Origin of the sequence: Lysinibacillus sp. G01H, assembly GCF_028872195.1 — a bacterium.
Classification (GTDB): Bacteria; Bacillota; Bacilli; order Bacillales_A; family Planococcaceae; genus Lysinibacillus; species Lysinibacillus capsici.
Window position 1 is genome coordinate 1,240,322 of sequence record NZ_CP118397.1, and the last position, 22,089, is coordinate 1,262,410.

Consider the following 22,089-nt stretch of genomic DNA (forward strand, 5'->3'; position numbering starts at 1 on the left):
CTTAATTTTTGGTCATTGGCTGAATGGTGTTTATGCTTGATTTAATTTACGTAATGGCAAGCGCCACTTCATCATATAGGAAAGAATACGTAAAGCTGTAATCACTGCGAATAAAATATAAAGGAAAATGTCCCCTGTAAAAACCTCGAAGCCGATTAACAGTCCAGCAAGAGCTGCCCAAACTCCATAAACTTCATCACGGAGAACTAATGGTTTTCTTCTAGCTAATAAATCTCGTACAATACCACCACCTGAACCTGTCAAAACAGCAGCTACAATGACTGCGCTCACTGGCATATCAAGCTTGACAGCATAGAGTGCGCCTTGAATAGCGAATGCTGATAAGCCAATCGCATCTGTGAAGTTACCCCAACGATGCCAATGTTGAATCAGATGATGCGGAAAAATAAAGAATATCGTAATCGCAGCAAGCGCTATTTGAAACATCATATCCTGTCCCCAAAGTGTTGTGACAGGTAGTCCAATGAGTAAATTTCGAATAGCTCCTCCACCAAAAGCAGTCACAATACCAAGTATATATACACCGAATAAATCGTATTCTTCTTCCATGGCAATAATTGCCCCAGAAATAGCAAAGGCAATTGTTCCTATGATACTAAAAACCTCCCAAGCCATCCCTTTCACCCCTTCTATCAATAAATAAACTTTTTTAAAAGTTAAAAGACGTTTTACGTAACAGAATTTATGAATTTAATAGCCAAAATCGGTCATTAAATACGCTTCTTGAAATGAGTCCGCACATTAGCTTAGCGTAAAATCCTCTTAGAAACAATAGGCAAGTTTTACAGGTGCACATACAAATTGATAAAATGTGATTAAAATAAAGAAAAACATTCGTCAAAAGCGTTCATATACCAGTAGTTGGTTAGGAAATTCTAGAGTGATTGAAGTCAATTTAGATAGTTAATAAATCTTACTGATTGAAATGCGAGACATTGTGAAATGGAGAAGAAAGAATGACGTTTACATCAAATTTATCAATAGAAACGCTATCGTTAGCGGCAAAAGTAGAGGAGCAAGTTCGGCCTTATCATGCCAAGGTAGAAGAAATGGCATTCTACAATCAGCAGAAGGTGCTAGCAGCTTTCAGAAAGCATCAAGTAAGTGATTATCATTTACATCCATCAAACGGCTATGGCTATGATGATGAGGGACGGGATAATCTAGAGCGTGTTTATGCGGAAGTATTTGGTGCAGAGGCAGCCATAGTCCGACCACAAATTATTTCAGGCACACATGCAATCACGCTTAGTCTATTTGGTGTTTTACGTCCTGGTGATGAGCTGCTTTATATTTCTGGTCAGCCATATGATACATTGCAATCCATTGTCGATGGTGGTGATAAAGATACAGGTTCACTAAAAGATTATAAAATCGGTTATCGACATGTGGATTTACTAGATAACCAGGCCATTGATTGGGTAGGTGTAGAAGCGGCCATTACAGCACAAACCAAAATGATCGCGATTCAACGTTCAAAAGGCTATGCAACACGTCCATCCTTTACAATTGAAGAAATTGCAGATATGTGTGTAAAGGTACGTAAAATAGCCCCGAAAGCTGTTATTTTTGTAGATAACTGCTATGGCGAGTTTGTAGAGGCGCAGGAACCTACAGAGGTCGGTGCTGACTTAATGGCAGGCTCGCTCATTAAAAATCCAGGTGGAGGCTTGGCTAAAATTGGTGGCTATATTGCTGGCCGCGCAGATTTAGTGGAGAAATGTGCCTATCGTATGACATCTCCAGGTATTGGCGCAGAAGCGGGGGCCACATTAAATACACTAGGTGATTTTTATCAAGGATTTTTCCTGGCACCACATGTTGTATCGCAAGCACTAAAAGGGGCGATATTTACAGCTGCAATGCTCGAGGAAATCGGCATGAGCACTTCTCCGAGCTATGATGCGAAGCGTACAGATTTAATTCAATCAGTATCATTCCAAACAGCACAGCAAATGATTGACTTTTGTCGGGAAATACAAGCGAACTCACCGATAAATGCCCATTATGCTCCTGAACCAGCCTATATGCCAGGCTATGAAGATGATGTCATTATGGCGGCGGGGACATTTATTCAAGGGTCTAGCATTGAGCTAACAGCGGATGGCCCAATACGACCGCCATATACAGCATTTATCCAGGGCGGACTAACATATGAACACGTTAAATTTGCAATTTGCAGTGCGGTTCAAGCCATTCAAAAAGCATAACAAGACAATAGATAAAGCCTAAATATGAATAGTTTTTTACAATTTTTAATCTGATTGAAAAAAATAGTGCCAACCATGTTAGATAACCTTACATGGTTGGTTGACAGTAAAAAAATTTCGTTATATGATAAGCGGGTATTGGAGGAGGACTTAAATGAGTCGTGAAATTAGACGAACTATGCCGTTATTATCGATGAGTATCGTGATGCAATTAACAGAGCTTTCGGCAAGACAAATTCGTTATTATGAAGAACACCATTTAATTGAGCCGCACCGAACAGAAGGCAATCGACGTATGTTTTCACTAAATGACGTCGATACATTGCTTGAGGTTAAAGACTACTTAGAACAGGGTATGAATATGGCGAAGATTAAAAAAATATTTGCTAAAAAGAAAAATCCTGTTGCAACAACTGATGAGCAAGACTTAAGTGATTCAGAATTACGACAAATTATGCGCGAAGAAATGCGTCAAGCACAGCGCATGCAAAAATCGTCCATCCGAAGAGGGGATTTATCTCGATTCTATTAATAAATAGGGTAGGGTAAACATAAAAGCTAGACAAATTATAGGAGTGTGGAAAACTGTGGGTAAATACACAAAAGAGGACATTAAACGTCTCATCGAAGAAAAAAACGTAAGCTTTATTCGTTTACAATTTACAGATATTCTTGGCACTATCAAAAATGTTGAGATTCCTGTAAGTCAATTAGACAAAGCACTTGAAAATAAAATGATGTTTGATGGCTCATCTATTGAAGGTTTCGTTCGAATCGAAGAATCTGATATGTATTTATATCCTGATCTTGATACTTTCGTAGTATTCCCTTGGACTTCTGAAAAAGGGAAAGTAGCACGTTTTATCTGTGATGTATACACTGCGAAAGGCGAACCGTTTGCTGGTGACCCACGTAACAACCTAAAACGAATTCTTAAAAAAATGGAAGAAATGGGCTTCTCAAGCTTCAATTTAGGGCCTGAGCCAGAATTCTTCTTATTCAAATTAGATGCAAAAGGCGAACCAACCTTAGAAGTAAATGACCATGGTGGTTATTTCGATTTAGCGCCAACAGATCTTGGTGAAAATTGCCGTCGTGATATCGTGTTAGAGCTAGAAGAAATGGGCTTTGAAATTGAAGCATCACACCATGAGGTAGCTCCAGGACAACACGAAATCGACTTTAAATATGCGGATGCTGTTACTGCGTGTGATAACATCCAAACATTCAAATTAGTGGTTAAAACAATCGCTCGTAAACATGGCTTACACGCTACATTTATGCCAAAACCACTATTTGGTGAAGCAGGCTCTGGTATGCACTTTAACGTGTCGCTATTTAAAGGTAAAGAAAATGCATTTTATGATGAATCTACAGAATTAGGTCTTTCTGAAACAGCTATGCAATTCATGGCGGGTGTTCTTGCACACGTACAAGGTTTCACAGCTGTAACAAACCCAACAGTTAACTCTTATAAACGTCTAGTACCAGGTTATGAAGCACCATGTTATGTAGCATGGTCTGCACAAAACCGTTCACCATTAATTCGTATTCCATCTGCGCGTGGCCTTTCAACTCGTGTTGAAGTACGTTCTGTAGACCCTTCTGCAAACCCATATTTAGCGATGGCTGTTATTTTAGAAGCAGGTCTTGAAGGTATTCGTCAAAGCCTAACTCCACCTGCTGCTATTAACCGCAACATCTATGTGATGTCGGAAGAAGAGCGTCAAGCAAATGGTATTGAAAACCTACCTGCAGCACTTGATGATGCACTAACATTACTTGCTAAAGATCAAGTAGCACAGGAAGCACTAGGTGAGCATATTTATGCAAACTTTAAAGAAGCAAAAGAAATCGAGTTCGATATGTACCGTACAACTGTTCATCAGTGGGAACGCGATCAATATTTAAAAATGTATTAATCATAAAGATACCGAGTCCCTGATAAAGGTGACTCGGTTTTTTTCTGAACATATATTAGGAACGATGGGGTCATATGACAGCCCCATCGTTATTTTAGTATTAGCGCATATGTTTATGATGGTGTGGCATATGCATATGGCAAGGGTTAGGTGGCATACCGCACATTGTATGTGTTTCACAGCATTCATTCACGACAGATTCTGTGCATGGGAAATAGTACTGATGATCAATCATATGTTTGTTGACTGTTGTAACATGTGCAGGTTGTACGTGTGGAACAACCGTATGGATATAATTTGTGCGTACATATTGCTCTGGTGGTAAAAATTGTGGTGGATCATATTGCATTGGCATCATTTGTGGCGGACAGCAGTGTGGACCTTTTGCCGGATGGCGTCTTCGTTGAAACATGTTATTACCTCCTGTTTTGATAAGTTGTAGTTCATTATTAAGATATGAGATATACGTCGATAGGGTCTATTTATTTGCCTATTAATGCATAGGTAAATCTAACAAGTAACTAAAATAGTAGAAAATCTATAATCAATTTGCCTACGTCTTTGAGTGAAATGAAAGCATGACATATTGTTGAAAAAAGATGATGTCAACGGCAGGAAAAGCAATTTTGCAGGCGAGGCGTTTTCCGTTCCATCATTGTCCTTTCCAAAGGGCGATGATCCTCCCCTCAATCATGCTGCAAAACTTCTTTCATACTAACAGTAGTGAACAAAATAGCACATATTTTCGAAGTGAAAAGTAAAAGCCTCTAACAACCATCCACTTGCTTTTTTTTCAACGCGATGAATAGGTTTTTTAAATAACGTTCTTCCTAGCGGGATAATGTAAAATAAATTTTTATTGAAAAAGTATGTTTTTTGAAAAAATAGATATTGTCAATAAAACAATCGTACAGTATACTCTTTAATTGATAATGATTATCGTTGTCGATTATTTCTTAGGAGGAAATGTATGCCAAAATTATCACTGCAGAAAAAGAACTTTTTTGTACTGTTCACACTACTATTAACCTTCGCGTTATTATTAGTTGGGTGTGGGGAGAAAACATCGAACTCCAGTAGTTCACAAGAGAACGACAAAGCAGAAGAAAGTAACACAGAATCAAAATCTTCTAGTCGTGAGATTACACATGCAATGGGTACTACAACGATTGAAGGCACACCTACAAAAATCGTTACACTATATCAAGGCGCAACAGATGTTGCAGTAGCTATGGGCATTAAGCCAGTTGGGGTAGTAGAATCTTGGGCTGAAGCGCCTGTTTATAATTATATGAAGAATGAGCTTGATGGCGTTGCAATTGTAGGACAAGAAACACAACCAAACCTTGAAGAAATTGCAAAGCTTAAACCAGATTTAATTATTGCTTCTAAAGTACGTCATGAAGAAATTTATGATCAGTTATCGCAGATTGCTCCAACAGTTGCTCATGAAACAGTTTTCGATTTCAAAGGAACAGCTGAAATGATGGGTCAAGCAATGAATCAAGAAGATAAGGTGAAAGAATTACTTAGCGATTGGGATACGCGAGTAGCTGATTTCCAAACAAAAATCAAAGAGAAGCTTGGCGATAAATGGCCATTCCATGTTTCTGTTGTCAACTTCAGAGCAGACCATGCTCGTATTTATGTGACAGGTTATGCGGGTTCTATTTTATCTGAGCTTGGATTCCAAGGTCCTAAAAATTTAACAGATGATTCTTTAGAAATTGTGAAGCTAACGGACAAGGAAAGTATTACCCAAATGAATGCTGATGTTATTTATATGTTTATGGAAAATGATGAGACAGTGAAAAAAACTTATGAAGATTGGACAAACCATCCACTTTGGAAAGAGCTTGACGCAGTGAAAGCGAATCAAGTTTATCAGGTAGATGAAATCAATTGGAATCTAGCAGGTGGTATTACTAGTGCTAATTTAATGTTAGATGATATTTATGACAAGTTTGAATTAGAAAAATAGTGAATGAAGGATGGGCTGTTAAAAGTGTTAGAGAATACTTGAATAACAGCCCTCTCATTGTAGTGTTTGAGCATAATTGAAACCTACATAAGATAAATTGTGGATCAAGAAAGTTGGCATAACATGAGAATTATTCTTTCCAGTAGACCGATGAAACAAATAGGTTTACTCATCAGCTGTTTGATTCTTTTGCTGGCATTTATAATCAGCATAGCTATTGGTCAAACGTCCATACCTTTTTCGTCAATCTATGATGCTATTTTTCATTTTGATGCTGCTAATAAGGAGCATGTCATTATTCGAACATCTAGATTTACAAGAGCTGTGATCGCTACAGTAGTTGGCGCAAGCCTTGCCATTGCGGGTGCATTAATGCGAGCATTAACAAGAAATCCTTTAGCAGCTCCTGATATTTTAGGTATTAATGCAGGGGCCATATTTTTTATTGTCAGTGCTATTACTCTTTTTTCCGTTCAGTCTTTAATGAGCTATATGTGGATTGCCTTTTTAGGGGCAGGTGCAGCGGGAGCAATGGTTTTTTTCCTAGGCTCATTAGGAAGAGATGGGTTAACACCGATAAAAATAGTATTAGCTGGTGCAGCGATTACAGCTCTATTTGTCTCGTTTACGCAGGGGCTTTTAGTCATCGATGAACAAGGTTTACAAAGTGTCCTGTTTTGGTTAGCAGGTTCTGTATCGGGGCGTAGTATTGAAATGCTTGTGCCTGTCCTACCGTTTGTTTTAGGAGTGACAGTTGTGGCAATATTTATGGGGCGTTCAATCAATATTTTACAATCAGGAGATGATATTGCCAAAGGATTAGGACAACGAACAATGATCACGAAAATCACGCTAGGCATAATTATTATCATACTTGCAGGTAGTTCAGTAGCTGTTGCAGGTTCAATAGGCTTTATCGGCTTGATTGTCCCTCATATGGCGATCCATCTTGTTGGCACGGATTATCGCTGGATTATTCCCTACAGTGCCGTGTTGGGAGCAATATTGCTACTGTTGGCTGATATTGCGGCAAGATATGTGATTATGCCATTGGAAATGCCGATTGGTGTCATGACTGCCTTAATCGGAGCTCCTTTCTTCATTTATATTGCACGAAAGGGGTTAGCAAAAAATGCCTAATTATGTGACAGTACGAACGAAATCTAATCGTATATCCTTTCAAATTGTTAAAAGAACGGCTTGGATACTATTACTATTAAGCTTGTTATTAGTCATCATAACGGTTCTGGGTTTATCTGCTGGTAGTGAGTTTATTCATCCAGTGACAGTGGTGAAAGAATTGTTGGGCTATGGGAATGGAGATTATGATTTTGTCTTACATACATTAAGGCTCCCGCGTGTCTTAATGGCCTTATTAGTTGGTGCTGCGCTGGGAGTTGCCGGTTTAATTTTACAAGGAATTATTCGTAATCCTCTTGCTGCCCCAGATATTATTGGTGTAACGAGCGGAGCATCGATGGGTGCAATTATTTTTATCGTGTACTTTATGGGATCAGTCAGCATTCAATTTTTACCGTTAGCTGCTATATTAGGTGCTGGTATTGTCTCCTTCATCATTTATCTACTGTCATGGAGAAAAGGAGTCACACCCATTCGTATGGTATTAATTGGAATTGGTATCTCAGCCTTAGCAAAGGCAGTTGTGACGATGCTGCTTGTGATCAGTAATGTAGCCGCTACAACGAAGGCTTATTTATGGCTGACAGGTAGTTTGTATGGGGCTAATATGCAGGATGTCTATTTGCTATTACCATGGCTAGTCATTTTAGTGCCACTAACATTTATTTTAGCAAGAACGGTGAATGTGAAGGAATTAGGCGATGAAATAGCGATAGGGCTAGGCGTAAAAGTACAAGTGTATCGTGTACTTTTTCTACTCATTAGTGTAATGCTAGCTGGTTCTGCAGTAGCTTTTGCTGGTGGCATTGCCTTTGTTGGATTAGTGGCTCCTCATATGAGCAGAATGCTTGTAGGGCGTTCCTTTGCAGGATTAATTCCTGTGGCAGCTATTATAGGTGGAATCATTGTCATTGTAGCTGATATTGTGGCACGCACAGCCTTTTTACCAAAGGATTTACCTACAGGAGTCTTTACTGCTGCAATTGGCGCACCATTCTTTATTTATTTATTATTTAGAACGCGCAATCAATAAAGCTCCATGTTAAAAAGTTAAAAGCGGGAGAAGAAGGTGACAGGATTTTGAAAAATGTCTTAGAAGCACAAAATTTACATGTAAGCTATGGAGAAAATCTTATTTTAGAGGATTTGAATCTTCAAATACCAAAAGGAAAAATTACAGTACTAGTTGGGGCCAACGGTTGTGGAAAATCTACACTACTTCGGACATTTGCACGACTACAAAAAGCGAAGTCGGGTGAAATTTTTTTAGATGAGAATAAACTAGAGGCCATTTCAACGAAAGAGGTGGCGAAACGTTTAGCTATTCTGCCGCAGGGCCCTGTTGCACCAGAAGGATTAACTGTTCAGCAATTGATTAAGCAAGGTCGTTATCCACACCAGAGCTGGTTAAAGCAATGGTCTACAGAGGATGAAAATATTGTAAAAAATGCGCTTGCAGTAACGCAGATGACTGAATTTGCCGATCGTCCAGTAGATGCATTATCAGGTGGTCAGCGGCAGCGTGTATGGATTGCTATGACATTGGCTCAAAAAACAGATCTTATTTTACTAGATGAACCTACAACTTATTTAGATATGGCTCATCAAGTAGAAATTTTAGATTTACTATTTGATTTAAATGAAAATGAAGGGCGTACCATCGTTATGGTATTACATGATTTAAACTTAGCCTGTCGCTATGCCCATCATATTGTGGCGGTGCGTAATAAACAGGTTTATGCCCAAGGGAAGCCAGAGGAAGTGGTAACAACAGAGATGGTCCAGACTGTTTTTCGTATGGATTGTACCATTATTAAAGACCCGCTCTTTGGTACACCTTTATGTGTGCCACATGGCAAGGGGCGAACAGTTCAATCAGTGGAATTAGAGGAGGTAGGGATCTGTTGAGCCTCACACTGTCAGCTGAAGAAACATCAGTGTTACTAAGAGACTATCGATTGGCGATAGAGCCTGCAGTAGATGCTACATACTCTTTATATGCCAAAAATTTATTGGACAATGAACAAGCTCTAGATTATTTACAAAAAATTGCCCATTTCTTTCAATCGCCCTCTATCCTAGTTACGGCATCGTTATTTGCGAAGCGCTATAGTGTCTTAACGATAGCTTCAGCATTCTATGCTATGTCCAGATACGATAAAGGACTACATTGCAGAATTGAAAATATGTGGGTAGAAGCGGAATATGCAAAACCTTGGCTTCCTACTATTCGGCTAATTGATCGCACAGTGTCAATACCTACTGAAGACCGTGAAAAATGGCGTGATGAGGTTCTTAGAGAAATCTTTGCGAATAATTTAGCGAAGGTTTGGCGGTCATTAGCGAAAATAAGTAAAATCCCAAAAACAATCTTATGGGAAAACACAGCTATTTATGTGAATTGGCTCTATGAAACAAAAATAGGGGAAGGGGCCAGCGAGCAAGAAAAGGCTCGTATACAAGAGGATTATCACTATATTGTAAACCTAGCACCAGGCTCCATTTTTGGAGAAAGGAAAAATCCTTTGACGAACTACTGTGGTCCTAAAGTGAAAATTATGGAATCGGAGCAACCTGTACGCTTGAGAAAAACATGTTGTTTCTATTATCATACCTCTGATGAAGCAAATGATTTTTGTATCTCCTGTCCAAAAATAAAAAGATGATCATAACACAAAATCTCTAACCACCAAAAGTGAGTAAACACTTATATCATTTCATAAGTGTTTATTCACTTTTATGTTGATCATCAATACCTGCCAATAAATAAGGAATTACAGGTTTGATAAATTCTTCGGGTTGTATCTCCTGATTGCTAGTTCTCCATTCTATAGAAGCCCCATAGATTCCCCAGCTTAATATTACAGCAGTCATTTTTAGCGCTTCGTTCTCTGTCGCTGCATTTTGTTTCAATAACATTTTGTAAAAGATAATTTCAAGCTGCTCTCTAATAATTCGAGCAATTGTCTCTTCATAGCCTCTATGACAACGATTAGACAATGACTTTTGAAAATTAGTTATCGCTTTAAAGAGAATAATGAAAGCGCCTTCATTAAGTTCGTTATACTGTAGAAAGTCATCATTCAAATTAATTAATAATACTTCTGACAGTACCTTCTCTAACAAATCATATATATCTTCAAAGTGATAATAAAAAGTCGCACGATTAATCATGGCCTCTGTCGTAATATCCTTAACCGTTATATCCTTGAACTCTTTTTTACTAGAAAGTGCAATGAAAGAATCCATGATTAATTTACGAGTCCGTATAACACGAAGATCTGTCTTAGATGAGGTCATTACTTAGCACTCCTTTTTAAACAATTTCTAAAAAGTGTTGTATAAACAACAATTCAAATAAATTATTGGTTTAATGATGGTTTTATTATGAATAAAATACAACTGTAAGGCAAATAAGAGAGTTATATATTTATTCTTAACGAAAGTAAGAAAAGGGGATAGTCAATTGAAGAATCATCCAATGGTTTGTGATTTAGAGACAGGTGTATGTGGAGTAGCTAGCGAGGATGAATTGGGGATGATTGATTTTAATCAACCAAAGAAATCCGTTGAAGTATACTATGTAACTGATCCAATATGTTCTCATTGTTGGGCACTCGAACCCGTTCTTCGACGCTTTATAGAGCAGTACGGACACTATTTTAACTTTCATACGATTATGGGAGGATTACTAGAAAAATGGGGTGATGGTCCAGTAGACCCTGCAAATGGAATATCAGGACCTGCGGATGTGGTAGGACACTGGAGAGAAGTTGGAGAATATTATCGCATGCCAATAGATGGAACAGTGATGATGAATAATCCAGTGCAATCATCCTATCCGCCATCTCGTGTTTTTAAAGTGATTCAAAAAAATCAGCATGATGCTACAGCATTTGAATATTTGCGCAGAGCAAGAGAAGCGTTATTCATATTTAATCAAAATATTGCAGAGGAATCCGTTATGATTGACATTGTAAATAAGCTGGGGCTTGACGGAGGGGCTATTGTACATGAATCAGAACAAACAAGCGGGCAACAGTTATTAAATGAAGATTTTGATCTTGTAAGAAATCTAGGCGTAAGAGGATTTCCAACTATTATTATGATGAATGAGGATAATAAAGGCTTAAAAATTGTTGGTGGACGTCCATTTGTAAACTATGTGGAAGGACTAAAACAAGTTCTCAATTTTGAAGAGCTGCAACCAAAACAACAGCCATCTCTTTTAAGCTTACTTGAAAAAGAAAAACTTCTATTTTCCAAAGAAATTGAAGTCATGTATGATTTGGAAAAGTCAGAGGCTATAGCTTATGTGAAAAAAGAGCTTTCATCAGATCAATATGAAATGAAGGAAATGCTCGGTGAATGTTATATTACTACTAAATAATGAGGAGAATGGCAATGACATACGTATTACAGGTAGATTTTAAATTGGATGGACCATTTGGTGATGAGATGGCAGAAGCGTTTTCTGATTTAGCAAAAAGTATTTATGAAGAGGAAGGACTTTTGTGGAAAATTTGGACAGAGAGCCCTGAAACAAACGAAGCAGGCGGCATCTACCTATTCGAATCTAAACGCACAGCTGAACAATATATAGAAATGCATTCCAAAAGGCTAGTTGAATTTGGAATCACTACTATCAACGCAAAAATCTTTGCTATCAATTCAAAACTGACTGAAGTCACGAAGGGTCCAGTAAAACAATTAAAAAAAGCTGATGCATAGTAGAATTGCTAGCTAAATCAAAGGAGTCTAATTTCTAATTAAGAAGTTAGACTTTTCTATATTTAAGGATGAATAAATATTCAGAATATTGTGAGGTTGAACCAAATATGTTGTAGCGTTTACAATAGTTTTATAACACGTTTATGGTATAAAAACATGAATAATGTGAGTGTTATTCTATTTAATGCTCAATACTTCAAAGCTTTTATAATAGTCCTATAACAGAAGGAGGGATGAGATGTTGAATGAAAACAACATTTTTTTGCTTGTATAGTAGTACAACAATTGATAAATAAATGTTTCTTATAAACACTATTTTAATTGTTGTAATGCAAAATACATAAATTATTGAGATTAAAAGAGATGAGGTTTTAGAAAAAAATGAAAAAGTATTCTGTTGCTACATATTTTTCCTTCATTATTCCTTCTTTAATTGGTATCTTTCTATTTATGACCCCCATTTTAACGGAAGAGGGATGGAAAGTACCCATTGCCATATTAGCTAATGTTTTAGCGGGGATAGTGGCTCCAATCATTAGCTATTTTACAATTGGAATGTTTGCCATTTCTGCAATTGGTGCACTCATAGCGAAATTTATACCACGTAAAAATGCTAAAGAACCTAGTATTTTAGATACATTGTTTTATGTTAATTGGTTTTGGACAATTACTCGTATTATCGGTTTAGCCTTTGCTTCAATGGTGGTCTTCAATTTTGGACCTTCTGCCATCAATAATGAAAATACGGGTGGACTCCTAATGGATCCAAATGAGGGGCTTGTGACGTTTTTATTTACCATTTTTTTGTTTGCAGGTTTCCTTTTACCATTTTTAACAAACTTCGGTTTACTTGAATTTTTCGGGACAATGATGGTGAAAATTATGCGGCCACTGTTTAAAAGTCCAGGACGTTCTTCAATTGATGCTCTTACGTCATGGGTTGGAGATGGCACAATAGGTGTGTTAATGACCAGTAAACAATATGAGATGGGGAACTACACAAAAAAAGAAGCTGCGATTATTGCCACAAGTTTCTCAGTAGTGTCCATCACATTCTGTATCGTTGTATTGGATACTGTACATTTGGCACGCTATTTTATTCCTTATTATTTGACAGTAGTCCTTTGTGGAATTGTATTAGCCATTATTATGCCTCGAATCTATCCACTTGCGAAAAAAGAAGATACGTATATAGATGGGACACCAGTAGATTATTCACGTGAGAAATTACCAGAGGGCTATAATTCTGTCTCACATGGCTTAGAGAATGCACTTGCTATTGCGCATGCAAATCGTGATCCTCGACAATTTTTCAAAGATGGCTCTAGAAATGTAATTGATTTATGGGTGGGTGTTGCCCCTATCGTTATGGCTTTTGGGACAATTGCCTTAATGCTTGCTGAATTTACAAGTATTTTTGTGATTTTAGGAAAACCGTTCGAGCCAATTTTAACTGTCCTTGGCTTGCCTGAAGCGGCTGAAGCAGCGCAAACTATGGTCGTAGGCTTTGCCGATATGTTTCTACCTTCTATTTTAGGTGCAGGGATTGAATCGGATGTTACTAGATTTGTTATTGCAGTTGTTTCTGTGTCACAGCTGATCTACATGTCTGAGGTAGGTGGACTTATTTTAGGTACAAAAATTCCATTGAAATTTTTGGATTTAGTCGTCTTATTTATACTACGTACGCTTATTTCTCTTCCAATTGCAGCATTGGTTGGTCATCTACTCTTCTAACTAAAATGCCAAGTCTTAAATGGACTTGGCATTTTTTATAAACAGATTGTGATCGATTTTCTTTAGACGTCTCCATAACGTAAGCGTGTAGATAAAGAGTACTAAAATGATAAGATAGACACTTAACATGGAGCCTTCCGTATTTCCCATAATGTTGAAGAAATTATTCAGTCCATGGAAAATAATTGTTACGATAATTGATTGACCTTCCAATACAAGTAAAGCTAGAACAAGGCCAACTAAAAGAGCATAGATGATTTGAAGAATCGTATCTTCTAGAGATTGGCCACCTAGTAATTGTAACGCATGTGTGACGCCAAACAATATACTAGAAATCCAGACAGCAGAAAAAGCCCCTTTTGCTACTAGCATGCGTAGCATAATGCCTCTAAATACAGACTCCTCAATAAACGCTACTATGAAAATTTGCATGATAAACATGACAATTAAATCACTAATAGATGTCATATTCAATCCTTTTGTGCTTACTAAGATGATGCCTAAAATAAGAAGAAGTGGTAAGGTGATGAAGAAATGATTCTTTTTAATAGGATAAAAGAAATATTCTCTCCATTTCTTTTTCGTCGCTATATACATGAAGAGTCCTAATGCAAATGGGATTAACAGCGCAAACTGTAGAAAAGGGCTTGAAGGTTGTTTAATAGAAACAAAGGCACCATTTAAAACATAGAAAAATATGAGTAGTGACTCTAAACCAATTATTTTCATCAACATTTTTGGGGTCATGTTATTATCTTCCTCCTATTCTATTTATACAGGATTTACAGAAACCTTTCGCATACTAGCTGAAATAACTAGATAGAGGAAAATACTAACAACAAACATGCTCCCTAAAATCGCTAATATAGATGAATTGGCTAATAGTTTATACAACGGAGAATACCATTCAAAGATCACCATTAATATAGGTATTAATGCAAGGAAACCAATTAAGCTATAGCCTCCTAGTATGCCTAAACGATAAAAAACAACGTTAAGGAGAAGGCCAGAACTTAGACAAAATAAAAGCAAGATTGTATCCAATACTACTGTTTGTAAAAATGAATGGGTAATATCAAAAAATAAGATAGGGTGGATGATAATAATATCTTTGATCTTGAATAGAGTAGAAACATAAGAAATGATTTGATGAGCACATGCAATCATCAAGGCACCGACCAGACTCCAGCTGATAAAAAATAGCCCGACATACAACATATATTGCTGACGACTTAATCCTAGCTTTAAAAAATAGGGTAAGGTTTTATTGAGAAGCTTTGTTGCCATCGTACTGTAAAAAATATAAACAGGAATTGAAATAGTCATAGCAAATGATACATATTGACCGAAAAATGCATCTAAGAAAAATGACAAAAGCACGATAGAAAATAAAATGCTCCAAAAAATAATATTTTGCTTCTTATAGCTTTGAAATAAGATATAAAAACTGCCTTTCATCGTGTTCATCGCCCCGGCCTCACTTTCTGTTTACTTAAATAGACGAGCATATCTTGAAGAGAAACAGATTCAAGCTTAATGTTCTGATCTTCAATGGATTGACCATTTGCGAAGACAATAGCTGTCATCTCTTGCATAAATGTATGTTGATAGATTACTTGTAAATCCCCAATTGCTCTCTCAACATCTGAGGCATTGCCTTTTACAGCCACAATATGCTCTCGCCATTCAACAGTGGTCTTTTGGAGCAAAAGTTCGCCCTCATGTAGAATGAAAATTTCCTCAAATAGCTCGCTCGCCTCATCGATTAAATGTGTAGATAGAATAAATAATCGCGGATTTTCTGTTTGCTGCTCAATTAACAAATCATAAAACATATTACGTGCGGCTACATCTAAACCGATATACGGTTCATCAAAGATAGTAATGGAAGCACAACTCGCAAAGCCTGTAATAATTCCAAGTGCAGATACCATCCCTTTTGAAAGATTTCGCACTTTATCTTTTGGATTCAGGGCAAATACTTGTAGCAGTTCTTGAGCTAGCTCCTCATCCCATTTTGGATAAAAGAAGCGATTGGCCTTTAATGTTTGGGCAATGGTCATTTCTTCTTGAAAGTTGCCACTTTCAGCGATAAAGCAAATATCACGTAATGTGGAAGGGGAGTTGAAGACATCTTCTCCGTTAACTAAAATTTCTCCGCTTGTCGTAGAGATGAGACCTGATAATAAATTTAAAAAAGTCGTTTTGCCAGCTCCATTGTGTCCTAAAAAGCCAATATTCTTTGGCCCCTCCATGGTGAAAGAGATATTTTTCAAAGCTGTTTTATGTTTATAGGATTTCGTGACATTGCTCACATTAATTTTCATTCATGATCCCCCTTGCATCAATTTTTGTAACTCTTCATCTGAAATGCCTAGACGTCTTGCTTCCTTTTTCAATGGTTCAATATGTTGCTGGAAAAAGTTTTCTTTACGCTCAGTAATTAAAATATTTTTGGCGTCTTCATGTACAAACATACCGACACCTCTCTTTTTATAAATGACGCCCTTATCCACTAATTCATTCATGCCTTTCCCAGCAGTTGCAGGATTAATCTGGTATTCTTTTGCAAACTCATTTGTAGATGGAATGCGATCTTCAGGCTGTAGCTGTCCATCTAGAATGGCATCTTCTATTCTTTCACGTATTTGTTGGAAAATGGGCTTTTCGTTATTTAAAGAATGAATCACAATCCACCTCACTTGTTAGTTGGTTAATCACTTATGTAACTAACCATATAACTTGTGGTATTCATTGTCAATGATTTGGTAAAAAAATGTACAAAAATTTTTACATGTAGAAAACCTTCTTATTCTTGAGAGGGCTCTAAGTAAACTAAATAGATGAACATGTTATTCATGAAAAAACTTCCTTCACTTTCTATGTTTGAAAATAGCTTGCATCACAAAATATTATCAAAAAATACTAGTAACTTGGCTAGAGTTCCATTTTTGCATATGTGTCACATAACCACTATGCATATACTGTGGCAAGAGGGGGGGAGGTGAGCTTTTATGAGAATTAACTGGAAGGTTCGTCTTCAACATATTCCATTTCTACTAGGGCTATTTTCATTGTTGCTCTTACTTGCACAACAAGTGGCTGCAATTTTTGGCTATGATTTTACAGGTGTGATGAGTGAACAAATAGCATCTATTTTAAATACAATCTTATCCATTTTTGTGTTAATGGGGGTCATTGTCGATCCAACCACACGGGGCACTAGTGATAGTGAACGTGCCTTAATGTATCGGAGACCGAGATAAAATGAACAAAAAGTGTAATTTTACAACAAGAATAAATATGTTATAATGTTAGAAAATTGATAAAGTGGGGAGGATGATTGAATGTCCCTTGAATTGGAGCGCAGAATTGTGAAGCTCGAGGAGGAAATGGCAGATTTACGTCAGGAGTTGTCAGTATTAAAAGGTTCGCAAAGCACTGAAAAAATTAATACTCTTGATGCCAGACAGTCGATGATCAAGCAATCAGAACCAATTAAACCAAAACCAGTACTGGAGTCGAAGCCTATCCCGACTAAAGTAGCGGAAAAAGAAGTGCAACCACAGCCATCGATGGAGGAACGTGTTATGTGGGCACTTCCAAAAGTATTCATGGTTATTTTAGTAATGGGTGTACTTTGGGGTCTAAAACTTGTCAGTGACTATGGCTATTTATCGGATGGCGTGAAAATCATCCTTGCCTATGTACTATCGGTGGGATTGGCGGTTATTGCCTATGTACTAGAGCGTAGGAAAGTAGGCTCATCGGCTATAACGATTTCTTTATATGGTGGGGCATTTATTGTCGGTATTTTAACAACCGCAGCGAGTGCCATATTATATGAAATCATTGGTCTTATCCCAGCACTAGGCATTACGCTGCTTTATATTGGTTATGGCATTGCCATTAGCTATTTGAAGAAAAATGAAGCACTAACTGTTTTTGTTGCCTTTACATCATTATTACTACCTTACTTACTAGAATATATGGATTTTAGTGCTGTCATTATCTTATTATTTGTGGTCGTATTGTTTGCTGCATTGCAATTAGTTATTTACCAGCACAAGCAAAAAATAGCCCTTTATATCGCCACATTCTTTTCAGTGCTAGCAGTGAGTGTTGTAGCATTTATGAATAGTGATCAGCAAGTAGTTTTTGCACTTGGCTTACTTGTGATTCTAGCAATCTTTTACGCAATATGGTGTTTACTGTATAACGCACAATCCAAATGGAAGCCACTTCACATCGGACTCCAATTTTCTTTAGGCTCATTTAGTTTATTACTGCTGAACCTGATCATTCGTTCTCTTGAAAATGGAGAAATGCTACTCCTCATTTTAATGGCTTTATTTGGCGCTGTAGCCTTTTATAGCTATCGTCAAAAATGGCAGGAGGTATTGGATAGTGCTGTGACACTCATGTTTATCGCCTTCTGTAATATGATACTTCTATTGAATATTCCGAATAAAGTGGATGATTTATTGTATCCTTTGATTGCATTTGCAGGCGTGATGATGAGCTTACGAATACGTGCAAGTATGATGAAGGTTGTTACTTCACTTTCCCTTGTGATGACATTTACACTAAACTATGTTTTCCATGAACCAAGTCCATTTTTCAGCATCGATCATTTAAGCTTATTTATGCCAATCATCTATTTCATCATTATTTATTTATATGCAAGACGTCCAAAAGAGACACTCTCACCTTTTGAAAAGGTCATGAAGGATTTGTACGTAATCGATATTTTAGCAGTGGTCACAGCTGGCTATTTCTTAGCCTATATTAGCAAGCTAGATGCCGTATACTTTACAGCCACAAATGGCATTCCATATATGGTGTGTATCGTATTAGCTGCCTTATTTACTGGTTCTTTATTTGTAGAGGAAACTTACAAAGGACGTGCTTTAACGCCAGTACTTGGCGCATTTTTCCTACTAGTCTCCTTGATGATTAGCACTAGAGTGACAATGTTGGAAAGCTTAAACAGTATCACTAGATTAATTTATATAGCAGTGATTGTAGCGGTTGTCGCTGATGTGCTTGTAAAAGGAATTATTTATCGATTGTACGAGGACCGTCTGGGGAAATATGTGGACGCCATTGTAAGTACGGGTATCGTGCTCACGATGATTTCGATATGGGGGCTGATCCATCAGTTCACGTTTAACAACGCCCTTGATTGGAAGCTAAGTATCGCCCTTACAACTATTACATTATTCTTAACAGCTAGTGTTTCACTATGGATTAGTTCCACACAACATTTAAAAACATTGCGCACAACAGGCTTTATTATTTTAGTTATCGCATTTATTAAGCTAATTTTCTTTGACTTATCTGCCCTTGATTTATTAATTAGAGCTGTTCTATTTATTACCATTGGTGGTATTGGGATGCTGTTGTCGGGTAGGTTGTTGAGGAAAAAGGAGTAAATGGAAAAGCACATGGACAATAAAATTTTATTATCCATGTGCTAATTTATATTTCTAGTATAATATCTTCTGTGATATCTACCTTAGGAGGGGATGGAGGAGTGTTTGGTTTATTGTTGTTGTCGTTACCGCCATTTTCATTTGAAGCATTACTTTCACTAAAGGTGATGGAAGCGCCACCATCTACAAGAATTGTATCGGCAACAATTGCTCCTTTAATACGTGCACCTGCTACTACTTTCACATCAGCATTTGGTGCGATAATATGTTGTCCTTCTGAATTAAAGCCCCCATTAAATGTAATATTATTTCCTCCTGAATAAATATTCCCCTTTACACCTACGCCTCCTGAAAATGTTAAATCTGCTTCCTTTGCATAAAGAGAGCCGTTGAGCTGAGTTTCATTTGAAAGTGTCAACGGTTTAGAGCCACTATATAAAAAGTTAATTTGACTAACATCACCGCCGTTGTTAAAGGAGCCTTTAATGTGGAGCGAGTCTTTTACATAAATATTTAGCTTTCCTGTACCAATGATTTTAATATGTCCCTGTAAAATATTTAGATCTTCAATATAAAGATCTTTATCCGAATCACCAATATTGATGGTAATGGTATTATTTTGACCGACTTTAAATTCTTTAAAATGCGTATTGCCACTTAAATTAAGTGTGTAATCCGATGCCATCCAGTTATCTGCTTGGAAATTCCCATTATAAATAATATTGGTTTTATTTGATGAACTTTTTATAAGTTCCTCATTTGGAGGATAATTTAGTTGAGCTAAATCATTCATTCGATCTTCTGGAAACGGTGCAAGTGCATTCCCAGCAGGAAAATCTTGAGCCTGAGTGGTTTGATCTTTGAATTTATTAAGATATTCAGGGACATCAAGATTTTCGGGAGAAACACCTATGTTACCTGTAATTTCTGTGCCTCCGGTTAATTTAACTTTTCCTCCAGCACTTGCTACATTACCAATAATTTTACCCCCACCATTTAGAATAATGTCACCTTTTGTTTGGACAGTATATTCTTTTGGAACAAAATGTCCACCGCTATTTGACCCGTTATTTGATCCTCCATTAGGAGAACTACCGTCTTCTATGTCGTCATTACCATCTGAATAGTTTAATTCCACTGCTATACTTTGTTGTAATGTCCGGTTTATAGATGTTCCCTCAAACTCACCTTTTGCCTCAATTATATATTGAAGGCTAGCTGCACTTTTTAGTGTAAGAAGTACATTTGCTTTAGGGGTATGCTTAAATTGGTCTTCGAATGTAGGTGTATTAAAATCTCTAAACCTTTCCTCTAATTTTATTGGTTTTCCTTCTTCATCGGTTTTAGTAGGATAACCTAATTGTTCTAATTTTCTTTTTAAAATTTTTTCAAAATCTGGAGGATCAAGTAATGGATTTTGCTCATAAGCAATTTTTTGATGTTGATATTCCTTAGTTGCTGAACTTTTGGCAGATTCAAATATTTTTCGAGAATACTCACGCCCATAGTTTAATCCGGCCTCTGCAATATAGTAAACTGATTGATCGTCTCGTTCATGATCAGCGGTTTTTAAAGTATTATTCGAAACCTTTAAAATACTTAATCCCAACACTGTTATTAAAATAATAGTGAAAAAAACAAGTAAAAAAGCATAACCATGCTCATTCTTCAATAATATTTTATTTTTTTTCATAGAACTCCTCCTCGTTTAAAGATTTTACTCTTATGGTGTTTTCATGCCCCGTGAAGTTAATTCTGAACTTATTTCTTTATCTGATGTATTTTTTATACGTATAGTTAGAATGATAGGCTTATTTTGATTATCATGATTTTTATTTTTTAGTTCAAATTCTTTAATATTTGTTGCAATAATCTCACCATTGCGGGTAATTGTATTGTTAGAAAGGATATATGTTTTTTGTCCGTCTCTGGTTGTAAATGTATCAGTAGCATCATCAAATTGCGTTGCTTTCCGAAAATCCTTGGTAATTAATTTTAGGGCGTAAGAAGTATCCTGTAAATTTTTGTTATTTTTAGCTTGTTTTTGGTGTGTTGATGTGCTGGAACTTAATATGCTAAATAGAAGAACAGAGATAATACTGATTATTACCACTACGGCTAATGTTTCAACTAAGGTAAATCCTTGCTGATGTTTTCTTTGCATTTATATCAGCCTCCTAAATTCAATTTATATCTATTTTCTATTTTGCACTTGATGTTCATATCTTCTTTGACTTCTATAATAATAGGGGTTAGTCCTAAATTGTCTTGTTGTTTTAATGTTACATAAATATGTACAGCATCGACTGTTTTTACCCAAGTAATGCTATTCTCACTAGTAGATTCTTTATTATAATCTAGCTGCGTTTCTAACACTGTTTCTATAGGGTCATTCCGATATTCATAAATACTTTCCATTTCCTTTTGTGCAATATATGTAGCATTTACAATATCATCAGAGGTTGCTGTGGTTTTGCTAGTTTGTAAAAAAATCCCCATAAAACTTAAAAGGATAATAGAGATTAAAACGATTGAGGCAATAACTTCGATTAAGGTTAGACCATGCTCTCGGTTTATAAGACTAGTTTTTTTCATGATTCCCTCCTAATTAGCTGTAATTTTGATTGTTTAACTTAGTTTTTTTCAGCAGACTACATCGAATTTTTTAATTTTTATGCTTCTTCTTATTCTATGGGTGTTTTAAGGTAAACGTATTATTTAAAACTAGATAAAAATAACTATCAAAGATATTATAACAAATTCTAAACTTACATCTAATTAATATTTAGATTCATTGATAGTTCTTTTTAACTAAGTATTGAAGAATTTTTGAATTTTTGTGTAAATGTCAAAAGAAAAACCGGAAGAAAGTTGCATTTTTAGTAGTGTCAGAATACCATAGTTGTAGTATC

The 22,089-nt window shown here is 36.6% G+C and carries 23 protein-coding genes; 13 read left to right on the top strand and 10 right to left on the bottom strand.

Going from position 1 to position 22,089, the window contains the following annotated elements:
* Positions 1-30 precede the first annotated feature (30 nt).
* On the bottom strand, positions 31-636 hold the full coding sequence (locus PSR12_RS05920) for a trimeric intracellular cation channel family protein (RefSeq protein ID WP_257521344.1): 606 nt from the start codon (positions 634-636) through the stop codon (positions 31-33).
* A gap of 341 nt (positions 637-977) precedes the next feature.
* On the opposite strand from PSR12_RS05920, the gene PSR12_RS05925 reads away from it, so the two are divergent.
* The 3 genes from PSR12_RS05925 (at position 978) to glnA (ending at position 4,153) form a co-directional block, all read left to right on the top strand.
* A complete protein-coding gene (locus PSR12_RS05925; RefSeq protein WP_257521345.1) occupies positions 978-2,231 on the top strand; it encodes a methionine gamma-lyase family protein in 1,254 nt (417 codons plus the stop codon).
* Between the two features lie 154 nt (positions 2,232-2,385).
* Complete coding sequence (locus PSR12_RS05930) at positions 2,386-2,763, top strand: MerR family transcriptional regulator (protein ID WP_004225812.1); 378 nt, start codon at positions 2,386-2,388, stop codon at positions 2,761-2,763.
* Between the two features lie 55 nt (positions 2,764-2,818).
* Entirely contained in the window at positions 2,819-4,153 is a 1,335-nt protein-coding gene (gene glnA / locus PSR12_RS05935; RefSeq protein ID WP_004225810.1) for a type I glutamate--ammonia ligase, read from the top strand.
* Between the two features lie 100 nt (positions 4,154-4,253).
* Here glnA and PSR12_RS05940 read toward each other — a convergent pair whose 3' ends face one another.
* Entirely contained in the window at positions 4,254-4,565 is a 312-nt protein-coding gene (locus PSR12_RS05940; protein ID WP_274772036.1) for a CotD family spore coat protein, read from the bottom strand.
* 558 nt (positions 4,566-5,123) lie between these two features.
* Here PSR12_RS05940 and PSR12_RS05945 point away from each other — a divergent pair.
* From PSR12_RS05945 to PSR12_RS05965, 5 genes are all read left to right on the top strand, one after another.
* A complete protein-coding gene (locus PSR12_RS05945; protein WP_274772037.1) occupies positions 5,124-6,134 on the top strand; it encodes an ABC transporter substrate-binding protein in 1,011 nt (336 codons plus the stop codon).
* A gap of 123 nt (positions 6,135-6,257) precedes the next feature.
* Entirely contained in the window at positions 6,258-7,274 is a 1,017-nt protein-coding gene (locus tag PSR12_RS05950; RefSeq protein ID WP_274772038.1) for a FecCD family ABC transporter permease, read from the top strand.
* Positions 7,267-8,307: a FecCD family ABC transporter permease gene (locus PSR12_RS05955; protein ID WP_274772039.1), complete on the top strand. Its 1,041-nt coding sequence runs from the start codon at positions 7,267-7,269 to the stop codon at positions 8,305-8,307. Before PSR12_RS05950 ends, PSR12_RS05955 begins: the two co-directional genes overlap by 8 nt.
* Before the next feature lie 47 nt (positions 8,308-8,354).
* Positions 8,355-9,182 carry an ABC transporter ATP-binding protein gene (locus PSR12_RS05960; protein WP_274772040.1) on the top strand — a complete coding sequence of 276 codons (828 nt, stop codon included), beginning with the start codon at positions 8,355-8,357 and terminating at the stop codon, positions 9,180-9,182.
* The gene (locus PSR12_RS05965) at positions 9,179-9,940 is read left to right on the top strand and encodes an IucA/IucC family C-terminal-domain containing protein (RefSeq protein ID WP_221680441.1); all 762 of its coding nucleotides are present in this window, start codon (positions 9,179-9,181) and stop codon (positions 9,938-9,940) included. The genes PSR12_RS05960 and PSR12_RS05965 overlap by 4 nt, the downstream gene beginning before the upstream one ends.
* A gap of 61 nt (positions 9,941-10,001) precedes the next feature.
* Here PSR12_RS05965 and PSR12_RS05970 read toward each other — a convergent pair whose 3' ends face one another.
* Positions 10,002-10,574 carry a TetR/AcrR family transcriptional regulator gene (locus PSR12_RS05970; RefSeq protein ID WP_257521348.1) on the bottom strand — a complete coding sequence of 191 codons (573 nt, stop codon included), beginning with the start codon at positions 10,572-10,574 and terminating at the stop codon, positions 10,002-10,004.
* Between the two features lie 166 nt (positions 10,575-10,740).
* On the opposite strand from PSR12_RS05970, the gene PSR12_RS05975 reads away from it, so the two are divergent.
* The 3 genes from PSR12_RS05975 (at position 10,741) to PSR12_RS05985 (ending at position 13,742) form a co-directional block, all read left to right on the top strand.
* A complete protein-coding gene (locus PSR12_RS05975) occupies positions 10,741-11,664 on the top strand; it encodes a DsbA family protein (RefSeq protein ID WP_274772041.1) in 924 nt (307 codons plus the stop codon).
* Between the two features lie 14 nt (positions 11,665-11,678).
* The gene (locus tag PSR12_RS05980; RefSeq protein WP_274772043.1) at positions 11,679-12,005 is read left to right on the top strand and encodes a monooxygenase; all 327 of its coding nucleotides are present in this window, start codon (positions 11,679-11,681) and stop codon (positions 12,003-12,005) included.
* Between the two features lie 381 nt (positions 12,006-12,386).
* Positions 12,387-13,742, top strand: coding sequence for a YjiH family protein (locus PSR12_RS05985; protein WP_274772045.1), 1,356 nt, complete (start codon positions 12,387-12,389; stop codon positions 13,740-13,742).
* A gap of 15 nt (positions 13,743-13,757) precedes the next feature.
* Here PSR12_RS05985 and PSR12_RS05990 read toward each other — a convergent pair whose 3' ends face one another.
* Genes PSR12_RS05990 through PSR12_RS06005 form a run of 4 tightly spaced genes read right to left on the bottom strand, consistent with a single transcriptional unit; the run spans position 13,758 to position 16,432 of the window.
* Positions 13,758-14,489 carry a CPBP family intramembrane glutamic endopeptidase gene (locus PSR12_RS05990; RefSeq protein ID WP_274772047.1) on the bottom strand — a complete coding sequence of 244 codons (732 nt, stop codon included), beginning with the start codon at positions 14,487-14,489 and terminating at the stop codon, positions 13,758-13,760.
* A 24-nt stretch (positions 14,490-14,513) separates the two neighbouring features.
* On the bottom strand, positions 14,514-15,209 hold the full coding sequence (locus PSR12_RS05995) for a hypothetical protein (RefSeq protein WP_274772049.1): 696 nt from the start codon (positions 15,207-15,209) through the stop codon (positions 14,514-14,516).
* Entirely contained in the window at positions 15,206-16,069 is an 864-nt protein-coding gene (locus PSR12_RS06000) for an ABC transporter ATP-binding protein (RefSeq protein ID WP_274772051.1), read from the bottom strand. Before PSR12_RS06000 ends, PSR12_RS05995 begins: the two co-directional genes overlap by 4 nt.
* Complete coding sequence (locus PSR12_RS06005; protein ID WP_274772053.1) at positions 16,070-16,432, bottom strand: GntR family transcriptional regulator; 363 nt, start codon at positions 16,430-16,432, stop codon at positions 16,070-16,072. It lies immediately after the preceding gene.
* Positions 16,433-16,756: 324 nt separating this feature from the next.
* Between PSR12_RS06005 and PSR12_RS06010 the strand changes: the two genes are divergently transcribed.
* Both PSR12_RS06010 and PSR12_RS06015 read left to right on the top strand, forming a co-directional pair.
* Complete coding sequence (locus PSR12_RS06010) at positions 16,757-17,008, top strand: phage holin (RefSeq protein ID WP_274772055.1); 252 nt, start codon at positions 16,757-16,759, stop codon at positions 17,006-17,008.
* Positions 17,009-17,089: 81 nt separating this feature from the next.
* Positions 17,090-19,177, top strand: coding sequence for a DUF2339 domain-containing protein (locus PSR12_RS06015; RefSeq protein ID WP_274772057.1), 2,088 nt, complete (start codon positions 17,090-17,092; stop codon positions 19,175-19,177).
* A 46-nt stretch (positions 19,178-19,223) separates the two neighbouring features.
* Here PSR12_RS06015 and PSR12_RS06020 read toward each other — a convergent pair whose 3' ends face one another.
* Genes PSR12_RS06020 through PSR12_RS06030 form a run of 3 tightly spaced genes read right to left on the bottom strand, consistent with a single transcriptional unit; the run spans position 19,224 to position 21,772 of the window.
* Positions 19,224-20,870 (bottom strand): polymer-forming cytoskeletal protein, encoded by a 1,647-nt coding sequence (locus PSR12_RS06020; protein ID WP_274772059.1) that lies wholly within the window; start codon positions 20,868-20,870, stop codon positions 19,224-19,226.
* Positions 20,871-20,900: 30 nt separating this feature from the next.
* Positions 20,901-21,341 (bottom strand): PulJ/GspJ family protein, encoded by a 441-nt coding sequence (locus PSR12_RS06025; RefSeq protein WP_274772061.1) that lies wholly within the window; start codon positions 21,339-21,341, stop codon positions 20,901-20,903.
* A gap of 5 nt (positions 21,342-21,346) precedes the next feature.
* On the bottom strand, positions 21,347-21,772 hold the full coding sequence (locus tag PSR12_RS06030) for a type IV pilus modification PilV family protein (RefSeq protein WP_274772063.1): 426 nt from the start codon (positions 21,770-21,772) through the stop codon (positions 21,347-21,349).
* Between the last annotated feature and the right edge of the window lie 317 nt (positions 21,773-22,089).